Annotated in this window: 16 protein-coding genes; 6 read left to right on the forward strand and 10 right to left on the reverse strand. The window is 49.9% G+C overall.

Annotated elements, in window-relative coordinates; translation table 11 throughout:
- Nucleotides 1-90 precede the first annotated feature (90 nt).
- From ihfB to OGY04_RS09175, 6 genes are all read right to left on the reverse strand, one after another.
- Nucleotides 91-375, reverse strand: coding sequence for an integration host factor subunit beta (ihfB, locus tag OGY04_RS09150; RefSeq protein WP_003035780.1), 285 nt, complete (start codon nt 373-375; stop codon nt 91-93).
- 159 nt (nt 376-534) lie between these two features.
- Entirely contained in the window at nt 535-2,208 is a 1,674-nt protein-coding gene (rpsA, locus tag OGY04_RS09155) for a 30S ribosomal protein S1 (protein ID WP_003035776.1), read from the reverse strand.
- A gap of 113 nt (nt 2,209-2,321) precedes the next feature.
- Entirely contained in the window at nt 2,322-3,005 is a 684-nt protein-coding gene (gene cmk / locus OGY04_RS09160; RefSeq protein ID WP_003831921.1) for a (d)CMP kinase, read from the reverse strand.
- Between the two features lie 171 nt (nt 3,006-3,176).
- The gene (aroA, locus tag OGY04_RS09165) at nt 3,177-4,460 is read right to left on the reverse strand and encodes a 3-phosphoshikimate 1-carboxyvinyltransferase (RefSeq protein ID WP_060682472.1); all 1,284 of its coding nucleotides are present in this window, start codon (nt 4,458-4,460) and stop codon (nt 3,177-3,179) included.
- A gap of 69 nt (nt 4,461-4,529) precedes the next feature.
- Nucleotides 4,530-5,618 (reverse strand): 3-phosphoserine/phosphohydroxythreonine transaminase, encoded by a 1,089-nt coding sequence (gene serC, locus OGY04_RS09170; protein ID WP_032942886.1) that lies wholly within the window; start codon nt 5,616-5,618, stop codon nt 4,530-4,532.
- A gap of 212 nt (nt 5,619-5,830) precedes the next feature.
- Complete coding sequence (locus OGY04_RS09175) at nt 5,831-6,523, reverse strand: DUF421 domain-containing protein (RefSeq protein ID WP_286585146.1); 693 nt, start codon at nt 6,521-6,523, stop codon at nt 5,831-5,833.
- Between the two features lie 136 nt (nt 6,524-6,659).
- On the opposite strand from OGY04_RS09175, the gene ycaO reads away from it, so the two are divergent.
- The 5 genes from ycaO (at nt 6,660) to OGY04_RS09200 (ending at nt 13,956) form a co-directional block, all read left to right on the forward strand.
- A complete protein-coding gene (gene ycaO, locus OGY04_RS09180; RefSeq protein ID WP_111465822.1) occupies nt 6,660-8,420 on the forward strand; it encodes a 30S ribosomal protein S12 methylthiotransferase accessory factor YcaO in 1,761 nt (586 codons plus the stop codon).
- Nucleotides 8,421-8,824: 404 nt separating this feature from the next.
- Nucleotides 8,825-9,682, forward strand: coding sequence for a formate transporter FocA (gene focA, locus OGY04_RS09185; RefSeq protein ID WP_003831909.1), 858 nt, complete (start codon nt 8,825-8,827; stop codon nt 9,680-9,682).
- A gap of 59 nt (nt 9,683-9,741) precedes the next feature.
- Entirely contained in the window at nt 9,742-12,024 is a 2,283-nt protein-coding gene (gene pflB / locus OGY04_RS09190) for a formate C-acetyltransferase (RefSeq protein WP_003035753.1), read from the forward strand.
- Nucleotides 12,025-12,334: 310 nt separating this feature from the next.
- Nucleotides 12,335-13,075: a pyruvate formate lyase 1-activating protein gene (gene pflA / locus OGY04_RS09195; RefSeq protein WP_003035751.1), complete on the forward strand. Its 741-nt coding sequence runs from the start codon at nt 12,335-12,337 to the stop codon at nt 13,073-13,075.
- Nucleotides 13,076-13,161: 86 nt separating this feature from the next.
- A complete protein-coding gene (locus tag OGY04_RS09200) occupies nt 13,162-13,956 on the forward strand; it encodes a PA3715 family protein (protein WP_286574429.1) in 795 nt (264 codons plus the stop codon).
- Nucleotides 13,957-14,010: 54 nt separating this feature from the next.
- Here OGY04_RS09200 and OGY04_RS09205 read toward each other — a convergent pair whose 3' ends face one another.
- Entirely contained in the window at nt 14,011-15,432 is a 1,422-nt protein-coding gene (locus tag OGY04_RS09205) for an amino acid permease (protein ID WP_286585147.1), read from the reverse strand.
- 213 nt (nt 15,433-15,645) lie between these two features.
- Entirely contained in the window at nt 15,646-16,794 is a 1,149-nt protein-coding gene (locus OGY04_RS09210; RefSeq protein ID WP_003831907.1) for an MFS transporter, read from the reverse strand.
- Nucleotides 16,795-17,179: 385 nt separating this feature from the next.
- On the opposite strand from OGY04_RS09210, the gene ycaC reads away from it, so the two are divergent.
- Entirely contained in the window at nt 17,180-17,806 is a 627-nt protein-coding gene (ycaC, locus tag OGY04_RS09215) for an isochorismate family cysteine hydrolase YcaC (protein ID WP_003035746.1), read from the forward strand.
- Between the two features lie 110 nt (nt 17,807-17,916).
- On the opposite strand, the gene OGY04_RS09220 is transcribed toward ycaC, so the two are convergent.
- Both OGY04_RS09220 and dmsB read right to left on the reverse strand, forming a co-directional pair.
- Complete coding sequence (locus tag OGY04_RS09220; RefSeq protein ID WP_286585148.1) at nt 17,917-18,780, reverse strand: dimethyl sulfoxide reductase anchor subunit family protein; 864 nt, start codon at nt 18,778-18,780, stop codon at nt 17,917-17,919.
- A gap of 1 nt (nt 18,781) precedes the next feature.
- Entirely contained in the window at nt 18,782-19,399 is a 618-nt protein-coding gene (dmsB, locus tag OGY04_RS09225) for a dimethylsulfoxide reductase iron-sulfur subunit DmsB (RefSeq protein WP_003831905.1), read from the reverse strand.
- Between the last annotated feature and the right edge of the window lie 3 nt (nt 19,400-19,402).

Consider the following 19,402-nt stretch of genomic DNA (forward strand, 5'->3'; position numbering starts at 1 on the left):
TAACTGGGATGAGGATTCCAGGATAGGTGGACAGAAATGAAAAAAGCACCCATTTGGGTGCTTTTCTCGGCGTTAAGTCTCGCTAAAAACTTAACCGTAAATATTGGCGCGATCGCGCAGTTCTTTACCTGGTTTAAAGTGCGGAACGTATTTCCCTTCCAGATCCACTTTATCGCCGGTCTTCGGATTACGTCCGGTGCGTGGTGCGCGGTAATGCAAAGAGAAGCTGCCGAAACCGCGGATTTCAATACGCTCGCCCTGCGCAAGAGTCGAGGCCATATGTTCCAGCATCTCTTTAACTGCATCTTCAACCGCTTTCGCGGGAATATGAGGTTGCTGGGTTGCAAGTCTTTCAATCAATTCTGACTTGGTCATGATTCCTCCGGTTCCTTAAAGGCATAATTAGCTGCTGCATTGATTAAGGGCGGCCGTAGCCGCCCTTTGTCATTGATTACAGGACGAATCCTGTAATCTGTCAAGCTACTCGTCACCCTTTGTGCCGTTAACAGCACAAAGGATTTAGAGCACTCGATATTACTCGCCTTTAGCTGCTTTGAAAGCTTCAGCCATTGCGTTGTTAGAGAAGTTAGCATCTTCCTGTTTGTTAACAGTTGCGATTGCATCTTTCTCATCAGCTTCGTCTTTAGCACGAACAGACAGGCTGATTGCACGGTTCTTACGATCAACGCCGGTGAATTTAGCTTCAACGTCGTCGCCTACGCTCAGAACCAGAGTTGCATCTTCAACGCGGTCACGTGAAGCTTCAGAAGCGCGCAGGTAACCTTCAACGCCGTCAGCCAGTTCTACGGTTGCGCCTTTAGCGTCAACTGCAGTGACTTTACCGTTTACGATTGCGCCTTTCTTGTTCAGTGCAACCCAGTTGTTGAACGGATCTTCTGCGAGCTGTTTAACGCCCAGAGAGATACGCTCACGCTCTGCGTCAACCTGCAGAACAACTGCTGCGATTTCGTCGCCTTTTTTGTATTCACGAACTGCTTCTTCGCCTGCAACGTTCCAGGAGATGTCAGACAGGTGAACCAGGCCGTCGATGCCGCCGTCCAGGCCGATGAAGATACCGAAGTCAGTGATAGACTTGATTTTACCTTCAACACGGTCACCCTTGTTGTGGGTTTCCGCGAACTGCTGCCATGGGTTGTTTTTGCACTGCTTCAGACCCAGGGAGATACGACGACGTTCTTCGTCGATATCCAGAACCATAACTTCCACTACATCGCCAACGTTAACAACTTTGGACGGGTGGATGTTTTTGTTGGTCCAATCCATTTCGGAAACGTGAACCAGGCCTTCAACGCCTTCTTCGATTTCAACGAAGCAGCCGTAGTCGGTCAGGTTGGTCACGCGACCAGTCAGTTTGGTACCTTCCGGATAACGCTTAGCGATAGCTACCCATGGATCTTCGCCCAGCTGTTTCAGGCCCAGAGATACACGAGTACGCTCGCGGTCGAACTTCAGCACTTTAACAGTGATTTCGTCGCCAACGTTTACGATTTCGCTCGGATGCTTAACGCGTTTCCATGCCATGTCGGTGATGTGCAGCAGGCCGTCAACGCCACCCAGATCAACGAATGCACCGTAGTCAGTGAGGTTCTTAACGATACCTTTAACTTCCATGCCTTCCTGCAGGTTTTCCAGCAGCTGATCGCGTTCTGCGCTGTTTTCGGATTCGATAACGGCACGACGGGAAACAACAACGTTGTTACGCTTCTGATCCAGCTTGATTACTTTGAATTCAAGCTCTTTGCCTTCCAGGTGCAGCGTGTCGCGGACCGGACGAACGTCTACCAGGGAACCCGGCAGGAACGCGCGAATACCATTCAGCTCAACAGTGAAGCCACCCTTGACTTTGCCATTGATAACACCAGTAACGGTTGCAGCTTCTTCGTAAGCTTTTTCCAGCGTGATCCAAGCTTCGTGACGTTTAGCTTTTTCACGGGACAGCAGGGTTTCACCGAAGCCGTCTTCTACTGCATCCAGAGCAACGTCAACTTCGTCACCAACCTGGATTTCCAGCTCGCCCTGGGCGTTTTTGAACTGCTCTGCCGGAATGGCGGACTCAGATTTCAGACCAGCGTCAACCAGTACTACGTCTTTGTCGATAGCAACAACAACACCACGAACGATGGAACCCGGACGGGTTTCGATTTCTTTTAAGGATTCTTCAAACAGTTGAGCAAAAGATTCAGTCATGTTTAATCTTCAGGTTTCATATTTAACGTCCACCTGGCTCCATGCCGGATGGGGTTGTTTAACATACCCGCTGTCAATCCATTGCAACGGGGGTACTGCAAATTCGGTCGCACTTAAGCGAGAGCCAGTTTTTGGCGCGCGTATTGTAACGCTTTTTCAATCACTTGCTCAATGCTTAATCGGGTTGAATCCAAAACTAAAGCATCAGCAGCGGGAACCAGCGGCGCTACAGCACGATTACGATCGCGATAATCGCGTTCTTCGATCTCGGCCAAAAGGCGTTCAAAGTTAACACTAAAGCCCTTCTCCTGCAACTGTAGCATACGTCTATGCGCACGTTCTTGCGAGGAGGCGTCCAGAAAAATTTTCACCGGCGCATCCGGAAACACCACGGTGCCCATATCACGTCCATCAGCAATCAGACCTGGGGATTCGCGAAATGCGCGTTGACGACGTAATAACGCTTCACGCACGCGGGGAAACGCCGCAACCTGAGAGGCGGCATTCGCTACTTCCTGAGTACGTATTTCACCGCTGACATCTTCACCTTCAAGAATGACTTCCAGGTTGCCGTCTGTTGAGATAAAACGCACATCAAGGTGTGAGGCAAGCGGTACCAGAGCATCTTCAGATGTGACATCAACATGGTGATGTAACGCTGCGAGCGCCAGTACGCGGTAGATCGCGCCTGAATCTAACAGATGCCACTGCAATGCTTCCGCCATTGCCTTGCACAAGGTGCCTTTACCTGCACCACTTGGGCCATCAATGGTAATAACCGGGGCAATTGCCGTCATCTTTTTCTCCTTAAAAGGGCGTACATTAACGTGAACGCCGCGCATTATACGCGCCAACGCCAACGATCGTTATCTTTGTGTGAAAAATGCAGAATCATTGAAGCTGAGTGTAGAATAAATAGGCAATCGGAGATGTCAGAATGTGCCGCACCCGAAAGTGCGGCAATAAAATCAGGCAGATGTACTAATACGAGCCAACTGTTCGAAATAATCCGGGAAGGTTTTGGCGGTACATTTTGGGTCAAGAATGGTCACCGGCGTGTCAGACAGCGCCACCAGCGAGAAACACATCGCCATGCGGTGATCGTTGTAGGTCGCGATGTCCGCAAATTGCAATGTTGCAGGCGGGGTGATGCGGATAAAGTCATGCCCCTCTTCCACTTCCGCGCCCACTTTGCGTAACTCCGTCGCCATCGCGAACAGACGATCGGTCTCTTTGACGCGCCAGTTGTAGATATTACGTAATGTCGTGGTGCCTTTAGCGAACAGCGCCGCCGTTGCAATGGTCATCGCCGCATCAGGAATATGGTTCATATCCATATCCACTGCGTTCAACTCGCCGTGAGTACAGGCAATAAAATCGTCGCCCCATGTAATGGTTGCACCCATTTTCTCCAGTACATCGGCAAAACGAATATCACCCTGCATGCTGTTGCGGCCAATCCCGGTAACTTTTACCGTACCGCCTTTAATAGCACCCGCCGCAAGGAAATAGGAAGCGGAAGAAGCATCACCTTCAACCAGGTATGCACCCGGTGACTGATACTGCTGCTGCCCCTTCACGACAAAGCGCTGGTAGTTTTGATTTTCAATTTCAACACCAAACGTTTTCATCAGGTTCAGTGTGATATCAATGTAAGGTTTGGATACCAGGTCACCTTTAATTGCGATCGTCGTATCCTGCGGCGCCAGCGGCGCAGTCATCAGCAACGCAGTGAGGAACTGGCTGGAAACGCTACCGTCTACCTCAACCTGGCCTCCGGTAAAGCCACCGCGCAGACGTAAAGGTGGATAGTTTTCCTGCTCCAGATAGTCAATTTTGGCTCCGCCCTGGCGCAGCGCATCAACCAGATGGCCAATCGGGCGCTCTTTCATGCGCGGTTCGCCCGTCAGCACGATGTCATTGCTGCCCAGACATAACGCTGCGGCCAGCGGGCGCATTGCGGTTCCGGCGTTGCCAAGGAACAGCTCAACTGCACCTTCTGCGTGCAACGCACCGCCATTGCCAATTATCTCGCAGCGGGTACGATCGGCAGAAAGGGTATAGCTAATCCCTAACGCATTCAGAGCATTGAGCATATGGCGAACATCATCGCTGTCCAGCAGATTGGTCAGGACAGTGGTGCCATTGGCTAATGCAGCCAGCAGCAAAGCGCGGTTAGAAACACTTTTGGATCCAGGCAGATTGATGGTGCCATCCACCCGCGCAATGGGTTGTAACGTCAGGGATTCCATGAAACTCGACTCTCAAAAACAGACATAAAAACCCCACAGACGGGCTGTGGGGATGAAAAGTACAGCAGATTAGCCGCGGCGGCGTTCGAAATCGACCATGAAATCGGTCAGTGCTTTAACACCTTCAAGCGGCATGGCATTGTAGATGGACGCACGCATACCGCCGACTACACGATGCCCTTTCAGCGCGTGCAGGCCCGCAGCAAAAGACTCTTCCAGGAACAGTTTATCCAATGCGCTGTCAGCCAACTGGAACGGTACGTTCATGCGTGAACGGTTGGATTTCGCTACATCGTTACGGTAGAAATCGCTGTTATCGATTACGCCGTAGAGCAATTCCGCTTTTTGCTGGTTAATTTTATCCATCGCATTAACACCGCCCTGCTTTTTCAGCCATTTAAAGACCAGGCCAGACAGATACCAGGCAAAGGTTGGCGGCGTATTGAACATGGAATCGTTGTCATTCAGCACGGTATAGTCGAGGATTGACGGGCATGAGACATGAGCTTTACCCAGCAAATCTTCACGGACGATGACAATCGTCAGACCGGCCGGGCCGATATTTTTCTGTGCCCCGGCATAAATTACGCCATAACGACTAACGTCAAGCGGTGCGGAAAGAATGGTAGAGGACAGATCCGCCGTGACCACAACGTTGCTGGCAAAATTCGGCGTTTCATCGATCGCAATGCCATCGATGGTTTCGTTCGGGCAATAGTGCAGGTATGCCGCGTTATCAGAAAGTTGCCATTCACTCATCGGCTTAACAGCACGCAGGCCGTCCACGGTGACTTTGGCATCAATAACGTTTGGCGTGCAGTATTTTTTCGCTTCTTTAATTGCGCTGGCGGCCCAATAACCGGCATCGACGTAATCCGCGGTGGTTTTATCGCCCAGAATATTTAACGGGATACCCGCGAACTGCCCGCGACCACCGCCATGGCAGAACAACACTTTATAGTTGGAGGGGATGCTGAGAAGATCGCGAAAATCCTGCTCCGCTTCCTCTGCGACCTGGATGAATTCTTTGCCACGGTGGCTAATTTCCATCACTGACGTGCCAAGACCGTTCCAGTCACAAAGATCCTGTTGAGCCAGTTTAAGTACTTCTGCCGGTAACATTGCCGGACCTGAACTAAAATTGAAGACCTGAGCCATTTCCCCTCACCACGTTGTGTTGTTGTCCAATCAACATCCTGTCATTGACGATAATCCGGTGACAGACATTGGTATAAGTTATTCCTGTGGATATCGGTTTTATCATTCAGTGACACGCGCCGCAATGGGTAAAACTGGCAAGGGTAAAAATGTGTCATCGGTCACACAACAGAATCTATCGGATTGACGGGTAAAAACCGAGATTTTTGCTGTCAGGTAACCCGTTTTGCCCGGCTGGCCTTCGACCATTCTGGATTTGCACAGCGCGGACATAATTGATGATCTCCGGCCTTCATTTGCACCACTTCGCTACAACGTATGCAGGCATAGTCCCCTGCTTCAGGCATTACTTTAAATCGTTGCGTACAACGTTTAGGCAAAATACTGAGCCCCGGCTTTACGTCTTCATCGGCAAAGAAGTAGACGCTGATTTGCCCATTCGTCTCCAGAATAGCCAGTTTCACTTGTCCCAATTGCTCCACGCCGTTCAAACGCAGTTCCATAAAGAATTCAAATTCCGTCATATTGGCGCTATTGAGCTTTGACCATGCCAGCTCGCCGTCTTCAATGATCACGACGGGTTTGCCCTCCAGAAGGTCCTCCATTTTTTCACTATGCGCCATTAGCCACATTACCAGCCGATACAGCACAGCAAGAGTAATAAAGACCACCAGCACCGGCAGCATCGGAACATCGTCATAAAACGCCACGTCTCCCGCGGCGGAACCCAGCGTAAGGATGATAAGGACTTCAAAAAGCGACATCTGGCGTACGCCACGACGTCCGGTGATTTTTAAAAACAGAAAAACCAATATAAAGGTGTAAAGGCTGCGTAGCGCAACTTCCCCCAGAAAATCCATGGGCACCTTATCAAGCGCCATACGGTGTAAATCGAAAGCTTTCATTAATATGCTCTAAACGTGATTGGCTGTAAGAAAGCATAGCCAATGCTTTTATTTACGCATGGGCTCCGGCGGCGATAGCGCCGTTCATTGAAAACCCGTATCATTGCGCGCTTTCCGTACGACAAAAGTGATTTTCATGACGCAAACATTTATTCCCGGCAAAGATGCCGCTCTGGAAGACTCCATCGCTCGCTTCCAGCAAAAATTACTCGACCTTGGTTTTCAAATTGAAGAAGCTTCGTGGTTGAATCCCGTCCCTAACGTCTGGTCTGTACATATTCGCGACAAAGAATGCGCGCTGTGCTTCACCAACGGTAAAGGTGCGACAAAAAAAGCGGCGCTGGCTTCTGCGCTGGGTGAATACTTTGAGCGTCTGTCGACTAACTACTTCTTTGCAGATTTCTGGCTGGGCGAAACTATCGCCAATGGCCCGTTCGTGCATTATCCGAACGAAAAATGGTTCCCGCTGACTGAAGACGACGATGTTCCAGAAGGTTTACTGGATGCACGTCTGCGTGCGTTTTACGATCCAGATAACGAACTGGCCGGCAGCATGCTTATCGATCTACAGTCTGGTAATGAAGAGCGTGGCGTCTGTGGCCTGCCGTTTACCCGCCAGTCTGATAACCAGACCGTCTACATTCCGATGAATATTATCGGCAACCTGTATGTTTCTAACGGCATGTCTGCGGGTAACACACCTAACGAAGCTCGCGTTCAGGGCCTGTCTGAAGTCTTTGAGCGCCATGTGAAGAACCGTATTATCGCCGAAAGCATCAGCCTGCCGGAAATCCCGGCCGAGGTGATGGCGCGCTATCCGGCAGTGGTGGAGTCCATCGCCACACTGGAAGCGGAAGGTTTCCCAATTTTTGCCTACGATGGCTCGCTGGGCGGCAAGTATCCGGTGATTTGCGTTGTCCTGTTCAACCCGGCCAACGGTACCTGCTTTGCCTCCTTCGGCGCACACCCGGATTTCGGCGTTGCGCTGGAGCGTACCGTGACTGAACTGCTGCAGGGCCGTGGTCTGAAGGATCTTGATGTCTTCACCCCACCGACCTTCGACGATGAGGAAGTGGCAGAACATACCAACCTTGAAACTCACTTCATCGATTCCAGCGGTCTGATCTCCTGGGATCTGTTCAAGCAGGATGCCGACTATCCGTTCGTTGACTGGAATTTCTCCGGCACCACGGAAGAAGAGTTCGCCACCCTGATGGCCATCTTCAATGCTGAAGATAAAGAAGTGTATATCGCTGACTATGAGCACCTGGGCGTTTACGCGTGCCGCATTATTGTTCCGGGAATGTCTGACATCTATCCGGCAGAAGATCTGTGGTTAGCCAACAACGCTATGGGCACCCATCTGCGTGACACCATTCTCTCTCTGCCAGGCAGTGAGTGGGATAAAGAAGACTACCTCAATCTGATTGAACAGTTGGATGAAGAAGGTTTTGACGACTTCACCCGCGTGCGCGAGCTACTCGGTCTGGCGACCGGTGCGGATAACGGTTGGTACACCCTGCGTATTGGCGAGCTTAAAGTTATGCTGGCGCTGGCCGGTGGCGATCTGGAGCAGGCCCTGGTGTGGACCGAATGGACGATGGAATTTAACGCCTCCGTCTTTAGCGCGGAACGTGCAAACTACTATCGCTGCCTACAAACATTGTTGCTACTGTCTCAGGAAGAAGACCGTCAGCCGCTGCAGTATCTGAACGCATTCGTCCGCATGTACGGCGCTGAGGCAGTTGAAGCGGCAAGTGCGGCACTGAGTGGTGAAGCGCCGTTTTATGGACTTCAGCCAGTAGACAGCGATCTGCACGCATTCCCGGCACATCAGTCTCTGCTGAAAGCCTATGAGAAATTGCAACGCGCGAAAGCGGCACACTGGTCAAAATAGTGACAAACAACTTGCCTCGAGTAGGCTAAATGTATTGTCTGAGCTATATTACGGGGCGCTTAAAGCGCCCCGTTTTTTATTTTGGTCAAACCAAAAAATAAATGTAAAAGCAAGGTTAAATATTAGTAGTTGATATTAAAAAAATTAGCTTATTAATGTGGTTTTTTATCTCAATTACTCCATTTTAATTAACCGTCCCATAGGAGGCTGAAAGAAAAAATTCAACTCACTTTATAATTTTTAAAATTTATTTTTATATGGATAATCAACATGTTACACCGTAATTGCATAAAAACCATGCGTCTTACGGGCCTATAAGCCAGGCGAGATATGATCTATATCAAATTCTCATCTATAATGCTTTGTTAGTATCTCGTCGCCGACTTAATAAAGAGAGAGTTAGTGTGAAAGCTGACAACCCTTTTGATCTTATTCTACCTGCTGCAATGGCCAAAGTTGCCGAAGAAGCAGGCGTCTATAAAGCAACGAAACATCCGCTTAAGACGTTCTATCTGGCAATTACTGCCGGTGTATTCATTTCAATTGCCTTTGTTTTCTATATCACCGCCACAACCGGCACTGGTACTATGCCTTTCGGCATGGCGAAATTAGTAGGTGGTATCTGCTTTTCCTTGGGGCTGATCCTTTGTGTTGTCTGCGGTGCAGACCTCTTCACTTCAACCGTACTGATCGTCGTTGCTAAAGCCAGTGGTCGTATTACCTGGGGTCAGTTAGCGAAAAACTGGCTTAACGTTTATGTCGGCAACCTGATTGGCGCCCTGATCTTTGTGTTACTCATGTGGCTTTCTGGCGAGTATATGACCGCCAACGGCGCATGGGGGCTCAACGTTCTGCAAACAGCCGACCACAAAGTGCACCATACTTTTGTTGAGGCAGTGAGCCTTGGTATCCTGGCTAACCTGATGGTGTGTCTGGCCGTATGGATGAGCTACTCGGGCCGCAGCCTGATGGACAAAGCGTTTATCATGGTATTACCGGTCGCAATGTTTGTTGCCAGCGGTTTTGAGCACAGTATCGCAAACATGTTTATGATCCCTATGGGTATTGTAATACGCGATTTCGCCACCCCGGAATTCTGGACCGCAGTTGGGTCTTCTCCGGAGAATTTTTCTCACCTGACCGTGATGAATTTCATCACCGATAACCTGATTCCGGTTACGATCGGTAACATTATCGGCGGCGGTTTGTTGGTCGGGTTGACATACTGGGTCATTTATCTGCGTGGTAACGATCATCATTAATCTGTTGATGCCCATTACACGCAGTAAATAAAAAATCCACTTAAGAAGGTAGGTGTTACATGTCCGAGCTTAATGAAAAGTTAGCCACAGCCTGGGAAGGTTTTACCAAAGGTGATTGGCAGAATGAAGTAAACGTACGTGACTTCATTCAGAAAAACTACACTCCGTATGAGGGTGACGAGTCCTTCCTGGCTGGCGCAACTGATGCGACCACTGCACTGTGGGACAGCGTGATGGAAGGCGTTAAACAGGAAAACCGCACTCACGCGCCTGTTGACTTTGACACCTCCGTTGCTTCTACCATCACTTCTCACGACGCTGGCTACATCAACAAAGCGCTCGAGAAGATTGTTGGTCTGCAGACTGAAGCTCCGCTGAAACGTGCGATCATTCCGTTTGGCGGCATCAAAATGGTTGAAGGTTCCTGCAAAGCGTACAATCGCGAACTGGACCCGATGCTGAAAAAAATCTTCACCGAATACCGCAAAACCCACAACCAGGGCGTATTCGATGTTTACACCAAAGACATTCTGAACTGCCGTAAATCCGGTGTTCTGACTGGTCTGCCAGATGCGTATGGCCGTGGCCGTATCATCGGTGACTACCGTCGCGTTGCGCTGTACGGTATCGACTACCTGATGAAAGACAAATACGCTCAGTTCGTCTCTCTGCAGTCCGATCTGGAAAACGGCGTAAACCTGGAAGCAACTATCCGTCTGCGTGAAGAAATCGCTGAACAGCACCGCGCTCTGGGTCAGATCAAAGAAATGGCTGCTAAATATGGCTGCGATATCTCTGGTCCGGCTACCAACGCTCAGGAAGCTATCCAGTGGACTTACTTCGGCTACCTGGCCGCAGTTAAATCTCAGAACGGTGCAGCAATGTCCTTCGGTCGCGTATCCACCTTCCTGGATGCTTACATCGAACGTGACCTGAAAGCAGGCAAAATCACCGAGCAAGACGCACAGGAAATGATCGACCACCTGGTCATGAAACTGCGTATGGTTCGTTTCCTGCGTACTCCTGAATATGATGAACTGTTCTCCGGTGACCCGATTTGGGCAACTGAATCAATCGGTGGTATGGGCGTTGATGGCCGTACTCTGGTTACCAAAAACAGCTTCCGCTTCCTGAACACCCTGTACACCATGGGTCCTTCTCCGGAGCCGAACATCACTGTTCTGTGGTCTGAAAAACTGCCTCTGAACTTCAAGAAATTCGCCGCTAAAGTGTCCATCGACACCTCTTCTCTGCAGTACGAGAACGATGACCTGATGCGTCCGGACTTCAACAACGACGACTACGCTATCGCTTGCTGCGTAAGCCCGATGGTTGTTGGTAAACAAATGCAGTTCTTCGGTGCGCGTGCAAACCTGGCGAAAACCATGCTGTACGCAATCAACGGTGGCGTTGATGAAAAACTGAAAATGCAGGTTGGTCCTAAATCTGAACCGATCAAAGGCGACGTTCTGAACTTCGACGAAGTTATGGATCGCATGGATCACTTCATGGATTGGCTGGCTAAACAGTACGTCACCGCGCTGAACGTTATCCACTACATGCACGACAAGTACAGCTACGAAGCCTCTCTGATGGCGCTGCACGACCGTGACGTTATCCGCACCATGGCGTGTGGTATCGCTGGTCTGTCCGTTGCTGCTGACTCCCTGTCTGCAATCAAATATGCGAAAGTTAAACCGATTCGTGACGAAGACGGTCTGGCTATCGACTTCGAAATCGAAGGCGAATACCCGCAGTTTGGTAACAACGACTCTCGCGTTGATGACATGGCGGTTGACCTGGTAGAACGTTTCATGAAGAAAATTCAGAAACTGACTACTTATCGTAACGCTATCCCGACTCAGTCTGTTCTGACCATCACCTCTAACGTGGTTTATGGTAAGAAAACTGGTAACACCCCAGATGGTCGTCGTGCTGGCGCGCCGTTCGGACCGGGTGCTAACCCAATGCACGGTCGTGACCAGAAAGGTGCTGTTGCCTCTCTGACCTCCGTTGCTAAACTGCCGTTTGCTTACGCTAAAGATGGTATTTCTTACACCTTCTCTATCGTTCCGAACGCACTGGGTAAAGACGACGAAGTTCGTAAGACCAACCTGGCTGGTCTGATGGATGGTTACTTCCACCACGAAGCGTCCATCGAAGGTGGTCAGCACCTGAACGTGAACGTCATGAACCGCGAAATGCTACTGGATGCGATGGAACATCCGGAAAAATATCCGCAGCTGACCATCCGCGTTTCTGGCTACGCAGTACGTTTTAACTCCCTGACTAAAGAACAGCAGCAGGACGTTATTACTCGTACCTTCACTCAGACCATGTAATTGGTTTTGACTGAAATCGTACTTTAAAAAGCGTACAATAAAGGCTCCACGTAAGTGGGGCCTTTTTAATAGCCTGCTTTGTCAGCTATCTATACTTATATACTCGATGGATTTCGAGTTGCATTGAGGCGGCAACGGAGTGAATCCCCTGGAGCATACAGAAGTACGTGACTGGGGTGAGCGAAGGAAGCTAACAAAGATGCAGCTTGAAAGACGAAAAGTATGGATAGCAGCCAAAACAGACTCGACACAGTTAATAACTGTGCACTAACACTGGCCCCGGATGGGCCACACCTGGAGAAACACCGCAATGTCAGTTATTGGTCGCATTCACTCCTTTGAATCCTGTGGCACTGTTGATGGCCCGGGCATCCGCTTTATTACCTTCTTTCAGGGCTGCCTGATGCGCTGCCTGTATTGCCATAACCGTGACACGTGGGATACACACGGCGGTAAAGAAGTCACCGTCGACGAATTAATGAAAGAGGTGGTGACCTATCGCCACTTTATGAACGCATCCGGCGGCGGCGTGACGGCGTCTGGCGGCGAAGCTATCCTGCAAGCTGAATTCGTACGTGACTGGTTCCGCGCTTGTAAAAAAGAAGGTATTCATACCTGTCTGGATACCAACGGTTTTGTTCGCCGCTACGATCCGGTGATCGATGAGCTGCTGGAAGTCACCGACCTGGTCATGCTCGATCTCAAACAGATGAACGATGAAATCCATCAGAATCTGGTCGGCGTATCTAACCATCGTACGCTGGAGTTCGCGCGTTACCTGTCAAACAAAGACATCAAAGTGTGGATCCGCTATGTTGTCGTACCTGGCTGGTCTGATGACGATGACTCCGCACACCGCCTCGGAGAATTTACTCGCGATATGGGTAACGTTGAAAAAATCGAGCTGCTGCCTTACCACGAGCTTGGCAAACACAAATGGGTAGCAATGGGCGAAGAGTACAAACTGGATGGCGTCAAACCACCGAAGAAAGAGACCATGGAGCGCGTGAAGGGCATTCTCGAGCAATATGGACATAAAGTGATGTATTGAGTTTTAGCCACCACGAAACGGCTGCCCTGAACGGCAGCCGTTTTGCTATCTAAGCGACAACCACTCGAATTAAAGGAAAGGACGCCATGCGGTTATTCATTTCTGGCATGTTGCTGTTATCTGTCCAATACGTAAATGCCGCCAGCAACTGTGATATCAACGCCATTGTGCAACATGCGTGGCCGGATGCAAAACCGACAGCGGAAGGCAAGCTACTCACACAACATAATCAGGTTATCGATATCACAGGTAACTCACCGCAAAGCGCAATTTGCCGTGTCTGGCCAGCACACCCGGAACTGACCCTAGCGGCGATTCCGCTGATGGCACAACAATATAGCGATTACGATCGCATTGGCGATCTGGAGCTTCTGGTACTGGATTCCACAAGCCTCGACGTAAAACAACGGCTACACCTGCCCGAACGTATGAATGACGATGCCATTCAAATTACCGGTCTGGCGCTGGATACTGCGCGCTGGAAAGTTACCCCAGATCAGACCGCATTTGGCTTACGAGTCGCCCGCACCGGCAGTTCCCGTGTAAATCCTTTTAGTGAAGATGCGCTATCGCTGTTTGTTATTGAAAATAATCAACTACGGGCGGTATTAAACGCAATCGTACTTGAGAATAGCACCGGTGAATGGGACGGGAACTGTGTGGGAACATTCCACGATATTAAACGCACCCTTGCCCTTGCGCCTGATTCACATAATGGGTACATCGATATTCGGGTAAACGAGAAAAACGTGGAATCAACGGCCTATACAGACGCCAACGAGCAGTGCGCATCAAAGGATAAACCGGGGAAAGCCAGTTGGGTACTGCGTTATGATGGCAAACAGTATGCCATCCCAAAAGAACTGTCCCCGTTGTTTTGAGAGGCAAAGCAGGAGATAGCATCACTATCTCCTGCTCTTCTGCCACACTTGTCTTTAGCGTCCTCTTCTCGCCAGTAGCGGGAAAATCAATCCCAGTCCAACCAGCACAAATGGCGTCACGATATTCAGCGTGAGCTGGAATGTCCACTCAGGGGTAAAGGCTTCCATTTTCGGGAAGATCCCGGTCAGACAGGCAAATGCGGTAAAGGCAAAGCACCAGATCCCCACGCTCATCGCAAGCGAGCGGTTGCGAATAAAGACATATTCCGATTTATATTTTTGCGCCAGGCGAATAACGGCAATGAACGCCACAAACACCCATAAATAACGCAATGGCATCACGACAGAGTTAAGATTCAATAGCCATTTATACAGGTTGTTCATGTCGCCAATTCCCAGCGTTGGCAACATAATCAAAATCGCCACCAGCACCAGCGTCAGAATATAACCATTTACCGGCGTACCGGAAGCATTGGTTTTACACAGGCTCTCGGGAATATATTTACGATCAGCATCACCCAGCAGAACTTTAAGCGGTGCATCAATAGAAAATACCAATGCCGCAATCTGTCCCAGCGTATTGGCAATCGCGTAAATAACCATCAGCGAATTACCCATACCATAATACTCACCCAATTTCTGGAAGGCGTAATATTGACCATTCGTCATCAGGTCATCTGGAATATGCCGGGAGTCAAACATCATTCCCATAGCCAGCGACCCGAGAATCGCGCATACCGCTACCATAACAGCCAGAACGAGCATCCCTTTTGGAAATTCTTTGCCCGGATTACGTGTCTGATTAACATATGGCGAAATTTTCTCCGCACCGCCCACGGCAAAGACCAGCATGGAGATCGTGGTAATGTAGGTAAAATCGATGTGTGGGATAAACGATTCCCAGGTGATATTGGTTGTCGCTATTTGCACATCCGTAATTGCAGGTGCGGTTACCGCCATCACGACATACAAAATGGACATCACAAACATCGCGATGCCAGCAACTGACCCAACAATTTTCAGTGACTTCATGCCACGGGACGCAACCCACATGAAAAAGACAAACAGCGCCAGCGTCAGCCCCTGCAACGCCACGACGGTGTACTCTTTAATCAACGAACCATCGCCCTTCAGCGCCCATCCCAGCGCAATCAGAATAGCCTGCGGTTTTTGCGCCAGATAAGGTATATGAACAACCCAATAGGTCCAGGCAGCAAGATAGGCCAACCCTGGCCCCATGGTATGTTTAATCCAGGTACTGACTCCGCCTTTACCCTCTTTAAAGGTTGAGCCAAGCTGCCCGACGATCAACGCATAAGGAATAAAATAGAGCGCGAAAATAAATATCCAGGAGGAAACAACAACCAATCCCTGATTAGCATAGTTGTTAACGACGTTACCAAAACCCCAGACGGTAATAAATGACATCAATGCAATGTTGTACCATCGCAATTGTTTTTCCTGCACACCAGCCATATGCAATCCTTTGTGGAAGCTTTTTGATTATCAATATATGAGGCGTGGGATTATGCGCGGTAAAATGAGCGAGCGGAAACGGAAGGATGTAAAACTATAACCTTCTGCACACTTTATTTTCAGGACAGACATGTGCGATTAAATAATGCAGGTTCCCATAAAGCATACATAAACAGTATGTATGGGAACCTGTTCATATTCTGTTAAATCAGGTCAAATGTGCGCAATAGAATTGGGCGTATGGCCCGTCTTACGCAACAGCATCAGTAAATAAATAAACGATACGCTGGCGATCATGATAAACAGCAAGCTGTCTGAATAATTCTGCATCAGCATCGCAGTAAACGAAGGTCCCAGCAGGCTACCCACGGTATAGCTCAATAACAATGCCTGATTCATGGCGACCAGCTGATGATGTTCCACCTTTTCACAGGCCCAGGCCATCGCGACCGGATAGAGGGTAAAGCCTGCCGCACCCAACATAAACAACGCGGGCGCCATCGCCGCCTGATTCAGCATGGCGATACTCCCGACGATCACCACGAAGACCTGGACTCGTAAAACCAGCAGACGTCCCAGCTTATCCGCCAGACGGCCAATCGGCCATTGCCCCAGAATACCGGCACTTACCAGAACCGCCATCCAGAAACCAATGCTGGCGTTGCTCACCCCCTGATGGTTGAGATACAGCGGCATCAGGCCATACAAAGACCCCAGCACGATCCCGGAAATAATGCAGCCATTAACGCCCAGGCGTGCCTGACGCAACCTCAGCATGGAGACAATAGGCGTAGACTGCTGTTCATCGCCCTGCTGATTAGCAATGCGCGTAAAGAGCAGTGGCAAAACACCCGCCAGGATAGTACCCGTCACCCACGGCAGGACGTTCATCAATTCTGTTGATACTTTACTAACCAGCAATTGGCCTAAAAACGTTCCCACATAATAGATCATCATATAGGCGGCAAGTAACCGTCCGCGATTACGGGACGTCCCGCTGCACATCAGCGCGCTTTCCACGACCACCCAGATCATGGCGCAGCCAACACCGGCGATAAAACGCCATGTCATCCAGCTCCAGAATCCCACCATAATCCCCAGCCCGACACAGCCCGCGGCAAAAATAAGCGAGGCGATGTAATAGCTGCGGTTAAAACCAAGGTGTTTTATTAAATACCCTGTCAGCAACGTCCCTACCAGATTACCGGTAAAGTAAGACGAGCTCACCACGCCTACCTGCCAGGTAGGTAGATTTTCATGGGCGAGCCAAAGCGGGACGAGCGTGTTTAACACGGCGATCGCCAGGGTCAACAGAAGTAGCCCGCACAGCAATAGCATGACGGGACGGGTATAGGTGGACATGAATAAAAACCGTGAGGAAGTTCAAATTTCATGCGCATCATGCCACTGCTAAAAACATTGTCAATCGGCGGAATCAGAGGGCTGAGGCGCTTTCTGGTCGATCGATTTGCATTACTGATTCTTAATGTGAATAGATAAAAAACACAAAATCACATCTACTTGTTTTTATTGATCTAAAACAAAAATCTCGCGTTACGTTCAGTCGAAAAATTTCATGGACTCCCCTTACTTTTATTTCTTACTAAACTCTATGCGGGATGCTGAGCTGCATTGTCTTCAAAATAGAACAGTGAGTTCTTATTTATCTATCTAATCCAAATATCGTTCTTTTCGTAGACTTAAACTCATCAAATTTCCCCCACTGATACTGAACAGGAGAAATACCATGACTAAACCTTACGTAAGACTTGATAAAGACAATGCGGCAGTACTGCTGGTCGACCATCAGGCTGGCCTGCTCTCCCTGGTTCGGGATATCGATCCCGATAAATTTAAAAACAACGTGCTTGCGCTCGGTGACTTAGCAAAATACTTCAACCTCCCAACCATTCTGACAACCAGTTTTGAGACAGGACCAAACGGACCGCTGGTACCGGAACTGAAAGCTCAATTTCCGGATGCGCCCTACATTGCTCGCCCAGGAAACATTAACGCATGGGATAACGAAGATTTCGTGAAAGCAGTAAAAGCGACCGGCAAAAAGCAGCTGATTATCGCTGGTGTCGTGACGGAGGTTTGCGTCGCTTTCCCAGCGCTCTCGGCTATTGAGGAAGGTTTTGACGTCTTTGTTGTCACCGATGCTTCAGGCACGTTTAATGAAATTACCCGCCATTCAGCATGGGATCGGATGTCTCAAGCAGGCGCTCAATTGATGACATGGTTCGGAGTAGCATGCGAACTGCACCGCGACTGGCGCAACGATATCGAAGGTCTGGCGACGTTGTTCTCTAATCACATTCCGGATTATCGCAATCTGATGACCAGCTATGACACGTTAACTAAGCAGAAGTAAAGACTGGGGCAAAACCCTGACCTGACATGTAGCCGGATAGCGCGCAGCTTTAAGGCCTACGGTTATTGTAGGCTTGTTAAAGCACAAGGCGCCATCCGGCATATTATGGATTAACTCGCCACCGCCATACCGACTGTCATATGCAGCCCGTAGAACACGCCACGACCAATCAGCTCGCCGACTAACAGCAGAATAAACGCGACGGAAAGCAACGGAACGGCAGGCTGGTAACCCTTCACTTGCGGTACTATCCAGCAGCACAGCGCTAACGCCAACGCCACGATCCGCCACGCCATCAGCGAACCGTAATCCGGAACCAGCGCAGAGGCCTGTTGAATCGAACTGTGGATTGTCGCCAGTTCAGTCCCCTGCATTACCGACATGATGGCACTCACGACCAGAGCAAGCACTGATATAGCCGGCAGCAGGCGCATCGCCCAACCATCCACGCCAGCAATTCTCAGTAACAGATATCCCAGCAGCGGACCGCCCATAAACATCGTCAGGAAGAAGCCCAGCGGTGTCCAGACGCTGTACCAGGTCGGTACGGTATCGATGGTGTTATACACGCGCACCATCATCCAGACAAAAACCACACCCAGCACCATGGTGACAACTAACCACAGATTGCGTAATGCGGGCGACATTTTCTTCAACATAGCCAGCAGCCAGCCGATACCGCCAACGGCAAAGAAGAGTGAGCCGCTGGCAATTTCGTTACTCAACGCAGATGACCCAACGCGATTGATTGAGTTAAAGGCGCGCATCGGTGAGCCCAGGTGGAGCATGGAAGCAATAAAACCAATGCCCATTAATACCCACAGCCCAAACATGCAGGTAATTACGCGTTGCTGCGATTCTGGGCGTAAGCCCCCTTTCATCAACGCCAGCGCCAGAACAATAAAACCGCCAACCACACACTGTCCGAAGACCGTGAAGATCATCAGCGGCCATTCATGCCATCCACTTCCCATCTTACACCTCCTTCGGATTAGCCAGATAACCTGTGGTATCCCCGGTCGGGCGGCTATTGGCGTTAGGTTTGATGACAATGCTCGGTTTGGTAAAGTGCGCGCCCGGCAGTGGCGCAACCGCAGCCAAAGTACCGTGTTTTTTGCGCAGTTCATCAATTGGGCCAAAATCCAGCGCACGCAGTGGACAGGACTCGACGCAAATAGGTTTCTTACCTTCAGCGACGCGCTCATGGCAGCCATCGCATTTGGTCATGTGCCCTTTGTCAGCATTGTACTGTGGTGCGCCGTAAGGACAGGCCATGTGGCAATAGCGGCAGCCGATGCACACATCTTCATCGACAACGACAAAGCCATCTTCACGTTTGTGCATCGCACCGCTCGGACACACTTTGGTACAGGCCGGGTCTTCACAGTGGTTACACGCAATGGAGAGGTAATAGGCAAAGACGTTCTGATGCCAGACGCCGTTGTCTTCCTGCCAGTCACCGCCGGCGTACTCATAAATGCGGCGGAAGCTGACTTCAGGGGTTAAATTTTTGAAATCTTTGCACGCCAGTTCGCAGGTTTTGCAACCGGTGCAACGGCTGGAATCAATAAAAAATCCATACTGGGTTGTCATCGG

Source organism: Citrobacter sp. Cpo091, assembly GCF_030332645.1.
In the GTDB taxonomy this organism is placed as follows: domain Bacteria; phylum Pseudomonadota; class Gammaproteobacteria; order Enterobacterales; family Enterobacteriaceae; genus Citrobacter; species Citrobacter portucalensis.

Excerpts from the sequence above, each read along its gene's own strand:
- ihfB (WP_003035780.1), bottom strand. The coding sequence starts at position 375 with ATGACCAAGTCAGAATTGATTGAAAGACTTGCAACCCAGCAACCTCAT.
- rpsA (WP_003035776.1), bottom strand. The coding sequence starts at position 2,208 with ATGACTGAATCTTTTGCTCAACTGTTTGAAGAATCCTTAAAAGAAATC.
- cmk (WP_003831921.1), bottom strand. The coding sequence starts at position 3,005 with ATGACGGCAATTGCCCCGGTTATTACCATTGATGGCCCAAGTGGTGCA.
- aroA (WP_060682472.1), bottom strand. The coding sequence starts at position 4,460 with ATGGAATCCCTGACGTTACAACCCATTGCGCGGGTGGATGGCACCATC.
- serC (WP_032942886.1), bottom strand. The coding sequence starts at position 5,618 with ATGGCTCAGGTCTTCAATTTTAGTTCAGGTCCGGCAATGTTACCGGCA.
- OGY04_RS09175 (WP_286585146.1), bottom strand. The coding sequence starts at position 6,523 with ATGAAAGCTTTCGATTTACACCGTATGGCGCTTGATAAGGTGCCCATG.
- ycaO (WP_111465822.1), top strand. The coding sequence starts at position 6,660 with ATGACGCAAACATTTATTCCCGGCAAAGATGCCGCTCTGGAAGACTCC.
- pflB (WP_003035753.1), top strand. The coding sequence starts at position 9,742 with ATGTCCGAGCTTAATGAAAAGTTAGCCACAGCCTGGGAAGGTTTTACC.
- pflA (WP_003035751.1), top strand. The coding sequence starts at position 12,335 with ATGTCAGTTATTGGTCGCATTCACTCCTTTGAATCCTGTGGCACTGTT.
- OGY04_RS09200 (WP_286574429.1), top strand. The coding sequence starts at position 13,162 with ATGCGGTTATTCATTTCTGGCATGTTGCTGTTATCTGTCCAATACGTA.
- OGY04_RS09205 (WP_286585147.1), bottom strand. The coding sequence starts at position 15,432 with ATGGCTGGTGTGCAGGAAAAACAATTGCGATGGTACAACATTGCATTG.
- OGY04_RS09210 (WP_003831907.1), bottom strand. The coding sequence starts at position 16,794 with ATGTCCACCTATACCCGTCCCGTCATGCTATTGCTGTGCGGGCTACTT.
- ycaC (WP_003035746.1), top strand. The coding sequence starts at position 17,180 with ATGACTAAACCTTACGTAAGACTTGATAAAGACAATGCGGCAGTACTG.
- OGY04_RS09220 (WP_286585148.1), bottom strand. The coding sequence starts at position 18,780 with ATGGGAAGTGGATGGCATGAATGGCCGCTGATGATCTTCACGGTCTTC.
- dmsB (WP_003831905.1), bottom strand. The coding sequence starts at position 19,399 with ATGACAACCCAGTATGGATTTTTTATTGATTCCAGCCGTTGCACCGGT.